Raw genomic sequence first — 16,721 nt, 5'->3', positions numbered from 1 at the left:
ATGGTGAAAGCGCAGGCGTTCGAAGGTCGCCTGGTGTGCAGCGCACAATCCGGTCGCCTGACACAATAATTTCGCGCTTCCGCGCAAGCTTCTGCCCCTTGACGCTTCGATAAGGGGTTGCCAAAGGACCCGAGCCGCACGTCTAACAAAGCGGTAAGACTTCGGTTTCCTCGCGGGGAGTTCGAAGTCGCCCGCCTTCGTAACGCCAATTCCCACGCCTAGTTGGGAGTACGCGTTCCGGGTCGGGCGCAGCGACAGCGGCTCTGGCGTCCTGAAGCGCGCATGCGCCTCGGGGCTCCGGGCATGTTCAACTAGGGTGGAGACGCTCTCGCGCGACGACCCTCCGGCCAATCGTGCTAGACCAACCAGGAACTGGCGACAGATGCTCGACAACAAACTGAAGACTCCCTTCCTCGCTCTCGTCGGCGCCGTTGCGCTGATGGCGAGCGCGCCGGCGTTCGCTCAGGAGGCTGCGGCCCCCGCTGCGCCCGCCGCTGCCGACGCTGCTGCGGCTCCGGCCGACGCTGCCGCGGCTCCCGCCGCTGACGCCGCCGCTCCGGCCGCTGGCGAAAGCGCTGAACCGCCGACCATGAAGCACGCCGGCAAGCTGAACGTCGGCACGATGTTCATGGACGCCGACCCGGTCGTTAAGGTCATCATGATCGGCCTGGCCCTGGCCTCGGTGTTCACCTGGACCATCCTGCTGACGAAGATCCTCGAGTTCCGCTCGCTGAATCGCGTCACCGACAGCTTCCTCGAGAACTTCCGCGGCGCGAAGTCGATCAACGACATGAACCGCATCGCGATGTCGGAAGAGTTCGACGGCAACCCGCTGGCCGACATGGCCGCCGCGGCCGCCCAGGAAGTCGAGCTGAGCCGTCAGGCCGGCCTGTCGATCACCGGCGACCACCGCGAAACCACCCTGATGCGCGCTCAGGCCGCTGTCGGCGCGGTTCAGGCCTCGCTCGGCCGTCGCCTCTCGGGCGGCATGCAGTTCCTGGCCTCGGTCGGCTCCAACGGTCCGTTCATCGGTCTGTTCGGCACCGTCTACGGGATCATGAACTCGTTCATCGGCATCGCGAACACCAACACGACCAACCTGGCCGTCGTGGCGCCCGGCATCGCCGAGGCTCTGCTGGCCACCGGTCTGGGCCTCTTCGCCGCCATCCCGTCGGTTATCTTCTACAACTACTTCCAGACCCGCATCTCGGCCTACGGCGCCCGCACCGAGGGTTTCGTCGCCGAACTGATGAACGCGATCTCGCGCCAGCTCGACAAGGGAGCCTAAGCTAGATGGCCGCCAAACTCTCGAGTTCCGGGGGGGCGGACCGCTATCAGGAAGATCAGAACGCCGACATCAATGTCACGCCTTTCGTGGACGTGATGCTGGTTCTTCTGATCATCTTCATGGTGGCCGCGCCCATGGCGGCCGTGACGGTCAAGGTGGCCTTGCCGCCCGCCGTCGCACCGCCGGGCGTGAATCCGCCGAAGCCGGTCTACATCTCGATCCAGTCGAACGGCAGCATCTTCATCCAGGACTTCAGGACCGACCTGTCGACCCTGGGCGATGATCTCCGTCAGCAGCTGGGCGGGACGCGGAACCCGACCAAGGAACGCATCTTCATCCGGGCCGACAAGGACGTGATGTACGGTGACTTCATGGGCGTGATGAACATGCTGCAGGACAACGGGTTCTACAGCGTGGCTCTCGTCGGTGAAGAGCAGTAGGTGGTGAAGCATGGCTGAGACATCACCGAACGAAGCCGTCCACGTCCGGCACAACCCGTTCGACGACCCCAAGCCCAAGCGCAGCAAGGGCATCACGGTCGCCATCGCGTTGTCGATCGCGGTTCACGCGGCGCTCGGCGTCTACCTCTGGAAGACGCGCTTCGAGCCCAAGTACAAGGAGTACTCGGACGAGGTGACGGACGTGGCTATCATCAAGCCCGTTCCGCCGCCGCCGCCGCCGCCTCCGCCGCCGCCGCCGCCGAACACGCCGCCGCCGCCGCCGCCGAAGCTGCAGCCCAGGCCGCCGGTCGCGGTGCCGGACGTCCCGAGCATCCCGCCTCTGCCGGTTCCGCCGGTCGAGCGCCGGATCGAGACGCCCGAGCCTCCGCGCGCTCCGCCGCCCGAGCCGCCGCGTCCGTCGGTGATCACCAATCCCGACTGGCAGCGTCGTCCCTCTGGCGAGGACCTGGCCCGGTACTATCCGGACCGGGCCATGCGGATGGAGGTTGAAGGCAGCGCCACCATCAGCTGCCGGGTCACGGCCCGCGGCACGCTGGAGGGCTGCTCGGTCACCGCGGAGTCCCCGGCCGACATGGGCTTCGGCGACGCCGCGATGCGCATGAGCCGCCTCTTCAAGATGCGGCCGCAGACCAAGGACGGCCAGCCCGTCGACGGGGGCACGGTGCGGATCCCGATCCGCTTCACCCTCCCGAGAGGCTGAGGCTGACCCCTCGAATGAAGAGCCCCGGTCGCGAAAGCGGCCGGGGCTTTTTCTTTGTCCGCTATTCCGCGGCCGCCGGGGCGGTTCGTGGCGCGCGGGGCAGGGGCTTGAGCCCCAGCGGAAGCCGTAGCGCCGGGACGGCGCGCGCGAGGGCGTAGGTCCCCACACAGCTCGCCACCGTGGCCGCCAGGATCGCAGCCGCTTCAGCCGCCGCCGGGAGGCCCCGGGGCGTCAGCAGGTGTCCGGCCAGCACGATCGCCGTCTGGTGGACGATGTAGAAGGGGAACACCGCCTCGTTCAGGGTGGTGAGCAGCGGCGAGCCGCGACGGATGTAGCGGCGGGCGTAGCCGAACAGCGCGCACATGACGGCCCAGGCGTAGGCCTCCCGCAGGAAGGCGAAGGCCGCGCCCGGCCAGCCGGGCAGGTTCTCGACGTTCCAGAGCAGGGCAAGGGCGATGCCGGTCGCGGCGAAGGCGGCTGCGGCAAGCGCCGTCCGCGCGCGGACCCGCTGCAGCAGATCCCACGCGCGATCCTGCCGCGCGAGGAGCAGGCCGATGATGAAGGAGGCGCCGTACTGCAGGTGGGCGTAGCCGTCGGCCCAGATGATGTGGGTCTCGCCCCACGCCCGGCCGGCCGTCGCGCGGAAAAGGCCGAAGGCGAGCGCAGGCAGCACGAACAGTCCGGGGCCCGTCAGGAACCGTCCGGCCCAGCGGTCCGCCAGCCCGAGCAGAGGCGCCGCCGCCAGCGCGGCCATGGTGTAGAGCCACAGGTAGGCCACGAACCAGAGGTGATTGTAGGTCGGCAGGATGATGCCGAAGCTCTGGTCGAACGAGAGGTAGCGTGGCCAGAAATCGAGGAAGCCGCCGGCATAGCCGTTCTTCTCGACCACCTCGGCCCAGCTCTGCGGCGCCACCACCACCAGCATTCCGAACAGCAGGGGGACGAGCAGCCGCTGCGAGCGCTGGCGCGCCAACGGGCCGGGCGAAACCTTCTCCATCATGAAGCGGGTCGCCGCGCCCGAGATCACGAACAGCAGGCTGAGCCGCCACGGATTGAGCAGGCCCATCAGCGGCTCGAGCTCGGGGATTATGTGGGCGCTCTTCACGTGCCAGCCCCAGGGCACGTAGAACATGCCGAGGTGGTAGAGAATCAGCAGCAGGAATGCGCCGACCCGCAGGGCGTCGAGGTCGTGGCGACGGGCGTCGGATGAGGCCATGGACAAGCTCCGGTTGACAGGTGCGGGCGAGCTTCCGGCGGGCCGGTCCGGGGCGTCCACGGCCGCGGGACGAGCGGCGGACCGCCGGTGACGGCCTCGTCGCCTCAAGTGACGAACGGCGCCCCCCGCGTGACGAGCGGTGGACGCGATCTCCTGTTCATGGCCGCTGCGGCGGCGATCGCCCTGACCGTGGCGGTCTTCAACACGCTCAACGTCCTGGACGAACGCGAGCGGATCGGCCGCCCGATCCCGGCCTGGGAGCCGGCGGTCTGGGAGGGCACGAGCGTCGTCGTGCTCCTGGCCCTGCTGCCGGCGGTGCTCTGGGTGACCCGGCGGGCCTGGCCGCTGACGGCGCCTCCGCTGCGGTGGCTGGGGATCCATGCGGCGACGCTGCTGGCGATGTCGCTGCTGCACGTGCTGGGGATGGGCGCGCTGCGGGGCGTGATCTACCGGGGGTTGGGCGACGCCTACGACCCGCTGCTGCCGCTCCGCGACTGGCCCTACGAGCTGCGCCAGGACCTGCCGGTCTACGCGGTGCTGGTCGCGCTCTATGTCGGTTGGACGGCGCTGGGGCAGCGGAAGGAGGCGGGGCGCGCGCCACCGGAAGTGCTGGAGGTCCGCGACGGCGCCCGCCGGCGCTTCGTCGCGCTGTCAGACGTTCTCTGGGTCGAGGCGGCCGGCAACTACGTCGAGCTGAACCGCCAGGCCGGGCCGGTGCTGCACCGCGCCTCGCTGACCCAGCTGGAGCGCCAGCTCGCGGACGCGGGCTTCGTCCGGATCCACCGCTCACGGCTCGTGCGCCGCGACGCCGTGGCGGAGATCGCCTCCAAGCCCTCGGGCGACTTCACCGTCCGGCTGGCCGACGGCCGGGAGCTCGCGGGCTCGCGGCGCTACCGCCGTCCGTTGCTCGATCGTTGACGGGCGCTTGATTGGGGGGCTGCGCGCGACTAGAAGCATGCCCTCGCGATGCGCCGCCTTAGCTCAGTTGGTTAGAGCGCCAGATTGTGGCTCTGGAGGTCCTCCGTTCGATCCGGAGAGGCGGTACCATCGTAAGGCCTTGAAGGGACTGGGAAATTTCCCGGTCCTTTTTCGTTCCAAGTCGGCCTCGTTGCACTTTTGTTGCACTCGCCGTTGCACTTTTTGTTCGAACGTTGTTCCCGCAGCGCCGCGACACGAGTCGCCGCGGCGTCGGCGAGACGGACGCGATCGGCCTGCCGGCGGTACTGAACAAAGCTCGACGGACTGCCGTGACCCATCATCGCGGCCCCTTCCGCGTCACTGCAGCCGGCCAGGGCGAGCTCCACCCCGCAGGTGTGGCGCAGGCCATGCAGGTCGTAGCGGTCGCTGTCGATCCGCCCCTGCGCATGGAGCCGCGCCAGCAGCTTGCGCAGCTCGAGGGCAAGGCCGTCCTCCGTGTAGGGGCGGCCGGCGACGTTGTAGACGATCGTCGTGGTCGCCGCCGGTTCCGCGCCAGGCGGGACCTTTCGGCCGCGGCGGGGCCGCTGTTCTGGGGCGTCGGGCGTCCGCTCCAGCCAACGGGTCAGCTGGGGGTCCTCCGCGACATCCACCCGCACGCGCCGCTTGCCCGACATGAACCGGAACCGTCCGTTCTGGCGCGCGGTCCTCGGGATGGCCACGAGGTCGCCCCGCCGGGCGCCGACGTAGCGGGCGATGGCGAGCGCGCGGGCCAGGCCAGGCTTGCCGGCGTCCAGCGCGGCTTGGGCGACGACCTCGAACATCTCGTCCGACCAGATGAGGTGCGGTTCCCTGAGCGCGCGCGGCCGCCGCACCTGGCCAACCAGCGGGAACGGATCCTTCTCCAGGAGGCCGGACACCAGGCAGGGCTTCAGGACGTTCTTGAGCACCTGCAGGCGCAGATTGGCGGCCCGATAGCCCCGCTTGGCCCAGGACGTCTTCAGCCGATCCACGAAGGCCGGGGTGAACGCCGAGATCGCCACGCTCCCGAGGTCCTCGTCGAACTCCTTGAGGATCAGGCGGTACTCGTACTGGGTGGACTTCGCGAGCGCCCGGAACTCCGGGCTCTCCAGTTCATAGACCCGGACGGCGGCGGCGAGGGTGCCTCGCAACGCGCCAGTCCCACCCGGGACGAGGTCCCGGATCAGCCGGGCGACGTGCTGCTCCAGGGCCCGCGGCGGCAGGTCGTCAGGCAGCCGGACCGCCGGCAGCCCGCGCTTGCGCAGGTAGAGCTGGATCGTCCCGTCAGGACGCTGGACGCGATTCACGTACTTCATGGCGGATCCTGTTGGTCTTGCCTCGGCGCGCGAGCGCCCGCCGCTCGACGGCGGCGAGCACCCGGTCCATTCCTTCCTCTCCTGGGCGAGAAGTCGCCGCCTGCCGACCGGAGCCGTAAGCGGGCAGGTGGGCGACGAGGTCGTCGAGGTCGCGCCGCCGCCAGCGCAGCAGTCGCGCGCCGACGTCCACGGCCTGCACGTTCTCCCGAGCCAGGACGCGGAGGAGCGCGCCGCGCCGGAGCTGCAGGTAGTCGGCGGCCGTGTCGAGGTCCATCAACGCCGGCCACGCCCTGGGAAGATCGTCCATATCCGGCTCCGCGTCGTCGTTCGGGTGGAGGCGATCAAGCAACGCGCCGACGGGCGCGCTTGTCCAGCACGCGGCTACGAGCGGCGGGCGGTCGCAAGCGGTTCAGGTGGTTTCACCTTTGACCAGCGACCTGAAGGCGGGACGGGCGGCGTCTTCTTCCTGGTTCACGCGGCGCCGCGTGGAGCCTGCGCTCCCGAAAACGTGATGTCATGCGCCACCTAGAGTCAGCGGGAAAGACCCGAAGACCGGGTGCGGCCGATCACCTGGGCGCCTTGTAGGCCCCCCACCAGCTCCGCCGTCTGGCCCACTCGCATTGCGTCGCTTCGGAAGGCCAGCCGCGTGTAGCGCTCCGCGCCCTCGGCGTCGCGCACCACCACCCAGCGGAGCGCGCCGAGCTCATCGTGCTCGCCGGTCGCGACGACACGCCCGCGGACCCGCTCGCCGACGCCCAGCTCCCGAACTTTTCGGCCGCCCTCCAGCCGGCGCGCATGAAGGGTCCGGATGATGTCGCGCTTCAGCTGCAGGGCGCGGAGTTGAGGCTCCAGCGACGGATCGAGCCGATAGCGCCGGCCCTGACGCGTGGCGAGCCCCAGCGCCTCGAGGTGGCGCAGGCGGCCCCGCAGCAGCGCCGCCCAGGCCCCGCCCTGTCCCAACCCGTCGTCGACAAGGCCGTCGCCGTCCGCCGAGGCTAGCAGGCGGCGATCGAAGCCCGTGAAGCGATCGGCATGGGTCTCACGCCAGATCCGCCGCTCCGCATTGGCGCGCGACAGGTCGCCCAACAGTTCCTGAGCGACCTCCTGCGCCCGCGCGCGGAAGCCATAGGCGATGTAGTCGCGCGGGATCACCAGATCCCTGCCGTTCGCCTGCCTTCCCCGCACCAGCACGTGGGCGTGCGGCTGATCCGTGTCGAAGTGGCAGGTCCCCAACCACTGCAGCGTGGGCTGACCCAGGTCGGCCGCCACCCGGCGCATCACCTCGCGTGTGTAGCCCGTCAGGTCGGAAATCCGCTCCCCGTGTTCGGGCGAGACGATGAAGCGGAAGTGGTGCCGGTCGGCCGCCCAGGCAGCGGTGGCGGCGGATGCGTCCAGATCGTCCGTCGCTCGATCGAAGAAGGCGGGCCGGGCTCCGTCTACGCCCGCCCCTGACCGGCCGAGATAGGCCACGTGCCTGGCCAGGGCCTCGCCGCGGGCGGCGCCGTGGCCGGTGTGCTTGGAAACCAGCGCCTTGACGATCACCCGTTGCCGCAGGTCTAGCCGGAACGACCGGCCTGAACGCCGCTGCGCGGTGCTGAGCACGCCCGCGCGGTCGCCGATCGCGAACAGGCGGGACGCGGACAGCCGCTGCAGCAGCAGCGTGCGGACCCGCAGCTGATCGGACTTGAGGAAGGCCGGCAGGCGCGCCGCCGCCGTCCGTTCGTACCCGGCGTTCGGCTCCGGCAGGCGGGCTTGGATCGCCTCGCGCACCAGCATGGGAAAGGCTCCGGCGGCTGCTGACAGCTTACGTCGCCGCAACTCGCCTCATGCGGCGGTCGCGGCCCTAACCGGCTGAAAGCCTAGAGCAAAACGAAGCGCCGCACACTTCCTTTTATCTTGCCCTGACGCCCGAAAACACGATTCCGAGCAAACTTCATCATGCGGGATCAACAGTCATCCAACGCAGGCAAAGTTCACGTACGGGGAATGCTTAGCCTGAGTCCCGACCCTCCGCGGCGGCCGAAAGAAGAAACCCGCCCGGCCGGCGCCGAGCGGGTCAGGATCAGACTGGAGACGGCTAAGCTAGGCCGCCTTGGCCCGGATGGCGACATGCCGCAGCCCGCGCGCCTGGGCCTGCTGCGCCAGGTTCAGGGCCGGCCCGAACGGTTGCGATCGCCCGCGGCGCTCGCCCTCCAGCGACTGCGCCAGGGTGAGGCAGCAGACCGGCTCCAGCGCCAGCAGCTCGTCGTTGGCCCGGAAGGGGGCCGCCTTGCCGTGGCGGTCGAAGTCGGCCCGGGCGAGCACCAGGGTGACGCGCTTCTGCTGCGCCCAGCGGATCGCCAGCCGCTCCGCGCCGCGGGCGCCGGTCGTCGCCAGCACCATGTCCGGCCACTGGGCCTGGGCCCAGTTCAGGGCGTCGAAGATCCGCCGGGCGTCCTCCGCGCCGTCCGCGAACGGCGCCGCCCGTAAGGCCACGATCGGCCCCCTCACGTCCGCTTCGCCGGACTTCCGTCGCGCCGCCGCCCGGGCCACCTGCTTGGCCTCCAGCTCCGCCGCCGTCAGCCGCGTCCCGCGCCGGCTGCCGCGCCAGGCCGTCCAGACCTGGCCGGTCTGCACCGCGTAGGCCTCGGCCGCCGCGTCGCGCACGAGCTCGGCCGCCGCCTGGGCCACGTCCGCCGCCCGGGTCTCCCGAGTGGCCGCCTGCAGCTCGGTGTCGGCCATCTCGGACCCGTCGAAGTCGCGCTCCAGGACGCGCACGCGGTCGCGCGCCCGGTCGGCCTCGCGCTCGATCCGCCCCGCCGCCGAATGGAACGCCCCGATCAGGCTTTCGCAGAGGATCGTCTGCACGTCCTCCAGGGCGGTGTCGCCCACGAGGTCGAGCAGTTCGGTGATCAGGGCCTGGCCCAGCTGCACGAGCGCCGCTTCCGTGGGATGCGGCCGCGGGTCTTCCAGCGCCGCGGCCTGGACGTCGAAGGCGGTGTCCGAGGACGAGAAGGCGTGAAGGGAGAAGGTCATGGCGAGGACTCCATCCGTCTGAAGCACGTCGCTTGCGCCCAATGCGCAACGACCCTCTCCCCGCCCACGTCGGGTCCCGGGCGGTCACCGGAGCGGAGCCGGAGGCGGAGCGCAGGGAAACGGCCGCCAGGCCGTTGACCGCCGGGGTGACGTGATAGGATCGGAGGGTGTTGCGTGGGGGTGTCTGCGCCCGCCGACCAGGCGGGCGCGCCGTCCGGCGCGGGACCGCGCCGGGAGCGGGGTCAGAGGCTTCGCAGGAAGAACAGGACGGTCACCCCGGCGCAGAGACCGACCGTCGTCCACTTGACGACGCGCGCGGGCAACCGCCGCCCGGCGTGGGCCCCGGCGTAGCCGCCCGCCAGGGCGCCGGCGCCGAGCGCCAGGGCGAACGGCCAGGCCACCGCGCCGGCGACGACGAAGGTCGCCACGGCGATCGCGTTGGCGGCGGTGACCATCAGGGTGCGGGCGCCCTGCAGGTCCCGCACCTCGGCGCCGGTCAGCATCCGCCAGGCGGCCATCATCATGATGCCCACCGCCCCGCCGAAGTAGCCGCCGTAGACCCCCAGCCCGAACTGGAGGAGCAGCAGCACCGCGGGCCGCCCGGCGAGGCCGGCGAGCCGCGGCGCGATCCGCGGCCCCCCCGCCAGCATCGCCGTCGCCGCCAGCAGCAGCCAGGGCAGCACCCGGTCGAAGGTGGCGCTCGGCGTCCACAGCAGCAGCAGGCCCCCGGCGAAGCCGCCTGCGACGGTCGCCGCGACCAGGGCGGGGAAGGGCGCCGCCGCGAAGGGCCGGACGCCGCCGCGATAGACCCAGGCGCTGGCGGCGCCGCCGGGGAACAGGGCCACGGTGCTCGTGGCGTTGGCGGCGACCGACGGCAGCCCGGCGGCGATCAGCGCGGGCATGGACACGAACGAGCCGCCGCCGGCGAGCGCGTTCATGGCGCCGGCCAGCAGGCCGGCCGCCCCGACGATCAGCAGCTCCTGCATCCCGCCCACGGTGCGAGGGCCGTCCGGCCGCGGCAAGGCGGCATCCAGGAAGACAGCCTTCGCGTCCCGCGAAGGCCTGGCGCGGGCGGCCCGCCGCCGGTCACGCCAGCCCCGCCATCTTCAGCAGATGGTCGTGCGGCCGCGCCGGCAGGTAGGCGCGGGCGGCGTGACCCTCGCAGTAGGCGCCCCGCACCGCCGGCCGGCCGCAGAGGGTGAACCCCGGCGCGAGCGGGTCGCCGACCGGCCAGCGGCAGGTGTGGGCGCCCACGGTCAGCACCGTGGCCAGGCCCGGCCCTTCCGGCGGCGGGGCGGCGGACCGGAGCAGCGGTCGAGCCGGCGCAGGCCGGCGCGGGGCGCGGACCGGACGACGCGGCGGGCCGGGCGCGCGCCGCGCCCCCGGCCGCGCGGGCCGTTCGCGGCCGCTCAACCCGAGCCGGTGGACCTTGCCGAGGACGGCGTTGCGGGTGACGCCGCCCAGGGCGGCGGCGATCTGGGCGGCGCTGAGGCCGTCGCACCAGAGGCGGGTGAGGGCGATGACGCGCTCGCGCGTCCAGGACCCGGACGAAGACATGGCGAACCTCCACGAGCCCGATCGGCTCGCCCGCCGCCCGTCCTTCCCTTCGCTTCGCGCCCGATCCCGCCGTGCGCGCCGCTCAGGCGAGGTCCGCGTTGTCCCAGACCAGGGCGCCGGTGGCGTCGCGGTCCCAGGCGCCGATGAAGGTGAGTTCGAGGTCGACCCCGCGGGCCACGACGACGGAGGTCCAGCAGCCCGCACGCGCCAGGAGCGTCCGACGGGCATGGTCCCGGGCCTCGGCCGCCTCGGCGAAGGCCGCCCGCCTCGGCTGCCCGAGCCCGTCGTCCCGGCAGTAGATCAGGGTGTAGAGCGGGAAGGGGCCGGCCGCCTCGGTCATCCCCAATCATGACCGTCCGCCTGCGTGCGCCGTCAAGACGTCCCGCCGGGCCCCGCCCCGGGGCCGCAAAAGGGATGGCCGGCCCCTCGGGACCGGCCATCGGCGACCCGCCAGGGAGCGTTCCCGTCAGAACGGGATGTCCGCCCCGGGATCGACGGCGTTGTCGTCGTCTTCGGGCGCCTGTTCAGGCGCGGCCTCGGCCGCCTCGCGCCGCCCCTTGATCCGCAGCTGCTCGACGACCAGCCGCAGGTCGTAGCGCACGACCCCGTCCTGGCCGGTCCAGGTGTCGTTCTCCACATGGCCGGTGACCACGACGCGGGAGCCCTTGCGGGCGTAGGGCGCGATGTAGCCCTCGGCGGCCGCCTCGTTGAAGCAGACGCAGTTGAAGCCGGTGGTGCGCTCGGCCGACTGGCCGTCGCCGCGCCGGAAGCGGGCGGTCTCAAGCAGGCGGAAGCTCGCGCGCTTTTTGCCCGAGCCCTGGGCGGTGAGGATGGACGGATCGGCGGCCAGATAGCCTTCGACGGTGACGGTCTGCATGATCGATCTCCTAGCTTTCAGGGAATGGCCGGTCAGGCCGCCAGCGGCTCAGACCCGGCGGCCGCGGGGGTGGGGCGCTCGCCGGCCCAGTCGAGGACGGCGAGGCGGCGCACCACCAGCTCCTTGGCGGCCCGCCGGACGCCGTCGCGGGCCGCGTAGACGGTGTCGACGAAGGCGCCCACCACCATCACCTCGCAGCCGCGGGCGAGGCCCGGCGCGACGACCTTCTCGTTGAGCCCCCTGGCCCAGCTGACGCAGTTCACCCCGACGACGCGCTCCGCGCCCGCCGCGTCGCGGCCGCGGTTCTCCAGCAGCCGGAACACCGCCTTGCCGAAGTCGTCGGTCACCTGCGGATCGGCCGCCAGGCGGCCTACGAACATCACGTTCTGCATGTCAGTCTCCCAAGATCCGAAGCCGCCGAGAGACCGCCTCCCGGTCCGGCTTCACCCCCCGACGCCCTTCCGTTCCTTCGCTCCACGGCGAAGCGTCGCCGTGACGTCCGGTCGCGCGCCGGGTGCTGGCGAAGCCGTCCCCCACGGGCTATGCCGAACCGATGAGCGACTTCCTCGACGTGGCGGGCGCCTCCGGGACCACCTACCGGTTCCGGCGCGCGTCCCTGGACGCCCTGCCGGCCATGGCCGGCAATCTGGTCGTGGTCCGCCGGGGCCGGAGCGGCGCGGAGTTCCTGCTGTGCGCCGCCGCGGGCGGCCTGACTCAGGTGCGGGCTCCCGCCGCGGCGGCCCTGAAGGGCCGCGACGGCGCGGCCGTCTATGTCCGCCTGAACGTGGCGCGGGCGGTCCGCGAGGCCGAGCACGCCGACATCGTGGCGGCCGTCGCGCCGCGGGCGGAGCTCGCCGAGGCCGACTGATCGTCAGCCCCCGGGCTCCAGCACCTGCACGACCGGGTGGCGGCGCAGCACCGCCGCCACGACCTCCGGCCGATCGACGGGCGCGAAGACGCGCGGCGTGTAGGCGATGATCTCGACGAAGGCGCCGAGCCCGGTGAGCGCCGCCCGGTCGGCGGCGCCGCCGACCACCTCCAGCCGCCAGCGGTCCATCACCCGCGCCCGCCGCAGCCACAGGCCGCCCTCCAGGCCCAGCTGAACGCCCCGCTCAAGGGTCTCGCGCAGCACGGTCCGCCCGTCGGCCCAGGCCTGGGCCAGGCTCGAGACCCCGAGGGCCGCCTTCAGCCCCGCCGCCTGGGCCGGGTCCAGCACGCGCCCGAGCCAGCGGCGGCCGTCCGGCGCTTTCACCCGCCGCACCTGGGCGGCCTTGGCCGGCAGCCGCGCCCAGACCGGCAGCAGCAGGCCGGTGGCGAGGACGAGCTCGCGCCGCCGCCAGGGATCGGCGGCGTCGATCTCCGCCTGCCAGGCGGCGCGCCACGCATCCGGGGCGGCCGGCGCCCAGGCGGACTCCTCGAAGGCCTTCAGCGGCGTCAGACTGCGATCCTCCGGCCGCACGAGGCGCACCGCAGGCAGCAGGCGGTCGTCGTCGCCGGTGGTGGTCAGGCCGAGCTCCACGAGCGCGGCCCGGCCGGACCGCCCGTTGACGGCCAGGACCGCCGCCGCCCCCAGGGCCTCGGCCCGGGCCAGCGCCTCGGCGAGGCCGAGCAGCCGCCGCGGCGTGCGCAGGGAAAAGGCCGTCAGCCGGGTCTCGGCGCCGGAGGCGGGATCGACCCGCACCGTCTCCTCCGACAGCACCTGCAGTTCGTCGGCGACGATGTCCTCGACCCCGTGGTCGAGCTCGCCGCCGGCGGCGGCCCGGTCCAGCACGCCGGCGAGGATGCGCTCGAAGTCCGCGAAGAGGGCGTTCTGGTCGGCGATCCGCAGGGCGAGCAGCCGGTTGAGGAAGGTGGTGATCGGCGGCAGGGCGTCGGCCCCCTTCAGCAGGCCCTCGGCGTCCAGCAGCTTCAGCCCGGTCTTGGCCTCGAACGCCGCCAGGGTCATGCTGGCGAGCTCGCCGCGGGCGAGGGCGCCGTAGAGTACGAGCAGGGCGCGGCGGGCCCAGGGGCTCTCGAGGTTGTCCTCGGCCCGGAACAGGCCCGCCCCCGCCACCCGCCGCTCCCCGCGGGTGAGCGCCCCCAGGGAGTCCAGCCGCCGGGCGATGGTCGACAGGAACCGCTTCTCGCCGTGGATGTCGGTGGTGACCGGCCGGAACAGCGGCGCGCAGACCTGATGGGTGCGGTGGGTGCGGCCGAGCCCCTGGATGGCGGCGTCCGCCCGCCAGCCGGGCTCGACCAGGTAGTGGACCCGCCGCGCGCGGTTCACCGCCTCCACGGCCGCGTGGTAGCTGCGCCCCGTGCCGCCGGCGTCCGAGAAGACCAGCACCCGCTTGCGGCCGTCCATGAACGCGTCGGTCTCGGCCTTGGCGGCGGAGGGGCCCCGCCGCTCCACCATCCGCCGGCCCTCCCGCAGCACCACCCGCCGCGCCCGCCCGGTGATCTCGGCCACCGCGCCGGTCCCCAGCGCCTCCAGCAGCGCGTCCAGCACGCCCGGCACCGCCGGCAGGCCCGCCAGGCCGGCGATCGTCTCGTCCCGCAGCCGCAGGGCCTCCTGGCTGTGCACCGGCCGGCCGTCCTCCAGCACCGGCGTGAGCACCGTCTCCCCGTCCGGCCCTTCCACCGCCTGCATCAGGGCGGTGGGGAAGGCCCCCTTCAGATAGTCGAGGACGTACTCCTTCGGCGTCAGGTCGACGGCGAGGTTGGTCCATTCCTCCGGCGGGATCTCCGCCAGTCGGCGCGCGGCGACGGCCGCGTTGGTGGAGACGATCTGCACGACGGCCGAGCGCCCCTCGGCCAGGTCCCGCCGGATGGCGGCCACGAGGGTCGGCGCCTTCAGCCCGGCCAGCAGGTGGCCGAAGAAGCGCAGCTTGGCGCTCTCGAAGGCCGAGCGCAGGGCGCTCAGCGCCGCCCCGCTCCGGACCTTGCCCTCGTCGTCGCAGACGCCCACGGCGCGGATCGCCGCGTCGAGACGGCCGTGGATCATCTGGAAGGCGCCCGCCCAGGCGTCCCACAGCGCCACGTCCTCGGCGGTCAGCGGATGCTCCAGGGGCTCGTACTCGACCCCCTCGAACGACAGGCTGCGCGCCACATAGAGCCCCAGCGCCTTCAGCTCGCGCGCCACCAACTCCATGAAGGCGATGCCGCCGGCCTCGGCGGCGTCCAGGAAGTCCGCCCGGGTGGCGAAGGGCGCCTCCGGCCCGCCCCAGAGGCCCAGGCGTCCGGCGTAGGCCAGGTTGGCCGGCTCGGTGGCGCCTGTCGCCGAGACGTAGAGCACGCGGGCGTCGGGCAGCCGGTTCTGCAGGATCAGGCCCGCCAGGCCCTGCTGCGAGGCGGCCTTCGCCCCGCGCCCGCCCGCGCCGCCCGCGGCGTTCGCCAGGGCGTGGGCCTCGTCGAACACGATCACCCCGTCGAAGGCGGCGCCGAGCCAGGCGACGATCTGGTCCAGCCGCGAGGGACGGCCGCCGCGAGCCGGCTGGCGCAGGGTGGCGTAGGTGGTGAAGAGCACACCGCGCTCCAGGCCGATCGCCTCGCCCTGCTTCCAGCGGCTCTGCGGGACCGCGTCGTGCGCCGCCCCGCCGATCGCCCGCCAGTCCCGCCGGGCGTCCTCCAGCAGGGCCTCGTTGCGCGACAGCCAGAGCGCCCGCACGCGCCCCTGCGCCATGTTGTCGGCGATGACGGCGGCGATCTGCCGGCCCTTGCCGGCGCCGGTGCCGTCGCCGAGGAACATGCCGCGCCGCAGCCGCACGGCGCCGGGCGTCTCGGCCGCGGCGAGCCGCAGCGCGTGCGCCGCCTCGCCCACGACCCACCAGCCCGGCAGCTGCGCCGCGTGGGCCTCGCCGGCGTAGACGACGGTCTCCAGCTGGGCGTCCGACAGCCGCCCGTCCCGCACCAGGGCGGGGGGCAGGCGCGGCCGGTAGGACGGGACCGGCGCCGCCACCGAGGCCATCGCCGCCGCCTCCACCAGCGGGGTGGGATGCGCCTGGGCGCCGGCGATGGCCAGGCGGCCGCGCCAGGCCTGGTAGAGGCCGACGTCGCGGCCTTCGCCCGCCCAGGGCGCCGCCGCATGGTCGAGGGGCGCCGCGTCCGCCAGGAACCGCAGGCCCGCGCCCGCCGCGCTGCGGACCCGCGGCGCCAGGGCGGCCGGGGCGGCCCGCACGGGCCGCGGCCGGGCGGTCGGCCGCTCCGGCAGCGCGGCCGCCCAAGCCGCCGCCTCCGCCAGGGTCCCCGCCGCCGCGCCGGCCGCCAATCCGCCGTCGCCGGCGCAGCGGTCGATCACCAGCAGGCCCGTCTCCACCCCCGTGCCGTGCCGGGCGAAGGCGCGGGGCGGCAGGGCGAGCCGCCCGACGATCCGTCCCTCGCCCCGCAGCCGGCCGAGGAACTGGGCGTCCTCCAGCGCCGAGGCAGGCGCGATCGCCGCCAGCCGGCCGCCGTCCGCCAGGCAGCGCAGCCCCGCCATCAGGTGCGAGCCGAGCGCCGCGAAGGGCGGGTTCATGACCACGGCGTCGAAGCCGCCGGCCTGCGGCAGCAGGTCGGGCAGCAGCGCGGCGTCCCGCCGCCAGCGGGAGGCGGCCGGAAACAGCCCGTCCAGCAGGCCCGCGCGCCGGTCCGAGAGCTCGTTGAGGGTCGCCGCGCCGCCGCAGGCCTCGGCCACCGCGGCGAGCATGCCGACGCCCGCCGACGGCTCGAGCACCGCATCGCCGGGCCGCACCTGCGCCGCGAGCACGACCAGCCCGGCGAGCGGCGCGGGGGTCGAGAACTGGTCCAGGGCCAGCTGCTCCTCGGAGCGGCGCGTCTGGGTGAGCCCCAGGGCCGAGACGCCGTCCAGCACCGCCGTCGCCTCGGCCGGCGCCGCCTCGAGCCGCCCGACCTGGGCGCTCACGCGGCGCACCTGCAGCACCATCGCGGCCTCGACGGCGTCATAGGCGTCGCGCCAGTCCCAGGCGCCCTCCGCGTCGGTTGCGCCGAAGGCGGTGGTGAGCGCGCCCGACACGAGCCGGCGGTCGAGGGGGCGGCCGCGCGCCAGGTGGGGCGCAAGGGCCCGGGCGGCGGCGAGCAGGTTGGCGGGACGGTCGTCGGCGCCGGACGCGGCGGCGAAGAGGGGCAGGGCGGTCATGGGGAGCTCCCGTCGGCCCGGCGCGGCGGGCGCCTCCCTCCGGTCCGCCGGGCTCGCCCGACCCCGGCCTGCCTCCCGCTCCCCGGAAGACGACGCCCTCCCGCTGGCCAGGGCGGAAGGGCGTCGTCGGCCCGACGGGCGCACAGGTGGGAGGCGGCTCCTGAAGACGGACGGCCGCGGAGCGCTCCTAGACGTGCCCACCCCGGGGCCGCGGCCGCTCCAGGCCGCGGGGCTCCCCGGCG

The 16,721-nt window shown here is 73.5% G+C and carries 15 protein-coding genes and 1 tRNA gene; 6 read left to right on the top strand and 10 right to left on the bottom strand.

Annotated features, from left to right (window positions below; genetic code table 11):
* The first annotated feature begins 382 nt into the window (after positions 1 to 382).
* Genes exbB through PHZ_RS12040 form a run of 3 tightly spaced genes read left to right on the top strand, consistent with a single transcriptional unit; the run spans position 383 to position 2,449 of the window.
* Positions 383 to 1,288 carry a tonB-system energizer ExbB gene (gene exbB, locus PHZ_RS12050; RefSeq protein ID WP_012522744.1) on the top strand — a complete coding sequence of 302 codons (906 nt, stop codon included), beginning with the start codon at positions 383 to 385 and terminating at the stop codon, positions 1,286 to 1,288.
* Between the two features lie 5 nt (positions 1,289 to 1,293).
* Positions 1,294 to 1,728 (top strand): biopolymer transporter ExbD, encoded by a 435-nt coding sequence (locus PHZ_RS12045; protein ID WP_012522743.1) that lies wholly within the window; start codon positions 1,294 to 1,296, stop codon positions 1,726 to 1,728.
* 10 nt (positions 1,729 to 1,738) lie between these two features.
* Positions 1,739 to 2,449: an energy transducer TonB gene (locus tag PHZ_RS12040; RefSeq protein ID WP_012522742.1), complete on the top strand. Its 711-nt coding sequence runs from the start codon at positions 1,739 to 1,741 to the stop codon at positions 2,447 to 2,449.
* Between the two features lie 61 nt (positions 2,450 to 2,510).
* Here the strand turns inward: PHZ_RS12040 and PHZ_RS12035 are convergent, their stop codons facing one another.
* Positions 2,511 to 3,665 carry an acyltransferase family protein gene (locus PHZ_RS12035; protein ID WP_012522741.1) on the bottom strand — a complete coding sequence of 385 codons (1,155 nt, stop codon included), beginning with the start codon at positions 3,663 to 3,665 and terminating at the stop codon, positions 2,511 to 2,513.
* Positions 3,666 to 3,824: 159 nt separating this feature from the next.
* Here PHZ_RS12035 and PHZ_RS12030 point away from each other — a divergent pair, with 159 nt between their 5' ends.
* Positions 3,825 to 4,583 carry a LytTR family DNA-binding domain-containing protein gene (locus PHZ_RS12030; RefSeq protein WP_012522740.1) on the top strand — a complete coding sequence of 253 codons (759 nt, stop codon included), beginning with the start codon at positions 3,825 to 3,827 and terminating at the stop codon, positions 4,581 to 4,583.
* A gap of 52 nt (positions 4,584 to 4,635) precedes the next feature.
* Positions 4,636 to 4,712: transfer RNA gene (locus PHZ_RS12025), tRNA-His, on the top strand.
* Positions 4,713 to 5,885: 1,173 nt separating this feature from the next.
* Here PHZ_RS12025 and PHZ_RS12020 read toward each other — a convergent pair.
* The 8 genes from PHZ_RS12020 to PHZ_RS11985 all read right to left on the bottom strand — a co-directional run bounded on the left by PHZ_RS12020 (position 5,886) and on the right by PHZ_RS11985 (position 11,758).
* The gene (locus PHZ_RS12020; protein ID WP_041373473.1) at positions 5,886 to 6,224 is read right to left on the bottom strand and encodes a hypothetical protein; all 339 of its coding nucleotides are present in this window, start codon (positions 6,222 to 6,224) and stop codon (positions 5,886 to 5,888) included.
* Positions 6,225 to 6,448: 224 nt separating this feature from the next.
* Positions 6,449 to 7,693 (bottom strand): DUF3363 domain-containing protein, encoded by a 1,245-nt coding sequence (locus PHZ_RS12015; RefSeq protein ID WP_012522738.1) that lies wholly within the window; start codon positions 7,691 to 7,693, stop codon positions 6,449 to 6,451.
* Between the two features lie 306 nt (positions 7,694 to 7,999).
* Positions 8,000 to 8,932 (bottom strand): DUF2493 domain-containing protein, encoded by a 933-nt coding sequence (locus PHZ_RS12010; RefSeq protein ID WP_012522737.1) that lies wholly within the window; start codon positions 8,930 to 8,932, stop codon positions 8,000 to 8,002.
* 242 nt (positions 8,933 to 9,174) lie between these two features.
* Positions 9,175 to 9,954, bottom strand: a complete 780-nt coding sequence (locus tag PHZ_RS12005) for a sulfite exporter TauE/SafE family protein (RefSeq protein ID WP_012522736.1) — start codon at positions 9,952 to 9,954, stop codon at positions 9,175 to 9,177.
* Between the two features lie 64 nt (positions 9,955 to 10,018).
* Positions 10,019 to 10,489, bottom strand: a complete 471-nt coding sequence (locus tag PHZ_RS12000; RefSeq protein WP_049758227.1) for a GcrA family cell cycle regulator — start codon at positions 10,487 to 10,489, stop codon at positions 10,019 to 10,021.
* Positions 10,490 to 10,571: 82 nt separating this feature from the next.
* Positions 10,572 to 10,829 (bottom strand): hypothetical protein, encoded by a 258-nt coding sequence (locus PHZ_RS11995; RefSeq protein WP_041373472.1) that lies wholly within the window; start codon positions 10,827 to 10,829, stop codon positions 10,572 to 10,574.
* 126 nt (positions 10,830 to 10,955) lie between these two features.
* Positions 10,956 to 11,366 carry a single-stranded DNA-binding protein gene (locus PHZ_RS11990; RefSeq protein ID WP_012522734.1) on the bottom strand — a complete coding sequence of 137 codons (411 nt, stop codon included), beginning with the start codon at positions 11,364 to 11,366 and terminating at the stop codon, positions 10,956 to 10,958.
* 32 nt (positions 11,367 to 11,398) lie between these two features.
* Positions 11,399 to 11,758, bottom strand: a complete 360-nt coding sequence (locus PHZ_RS11985) for a single-stranded DNA-binding protein (protein WP_041373471.1) — start codon at positions 11,756 to 11,758, stop codon at positions 11,399 to 11,401.
* A gap of 161 nt (positions 11,759 to 11,919) precedes the next feature.
* On the opposite strand from PHZ_RS11985, the gene PHZ_RS11980 reads away from it, so the two are divergent.
* Complete coding sequence (locus PHZ_RS11980) at positions 11,920 to 12,234, top strand: hypothetical protein (protein ID WP_148216851.1); 315 nt, start codon at positions 11,920 to 11,922, stop codon at positions 12,232 to 12,234.
* A 3-nt stretch (positions 12,235 to 12,237) separates the two neighbouring features.
* Here the strand turns inward: PHZ_RS11980 and PHZ_RS11975 are convergent, their stop codons facing one another.
* Entirely contained in the window at positions 12,238 to 16,479 is a 4,242-nt protein-coding gene (locus PHZ_RS11975) for a strawberry notch family protein (RefSeq protein WP_012522733.1), read from the bottom strand.
* Positions 16,480 to 16,721 lie beyond the last annotated feature (242 nt).

It is taken from the genome of Phenylobacterium zucineum HLK1, assembly GCF_000017265.1.
Lineage (GTDB): Bacteria > Pseudomonadota > Alphaproteobacteria > Caulobacterales > Caulobacteraceae > Phenylobacterium > Phenylobacterium zucineum.
The sequence above is the reverse complement of the archived record's forward strand: the minus strand, read 5'-3'. Positions and strand labels throughout refer to the sequence as shown.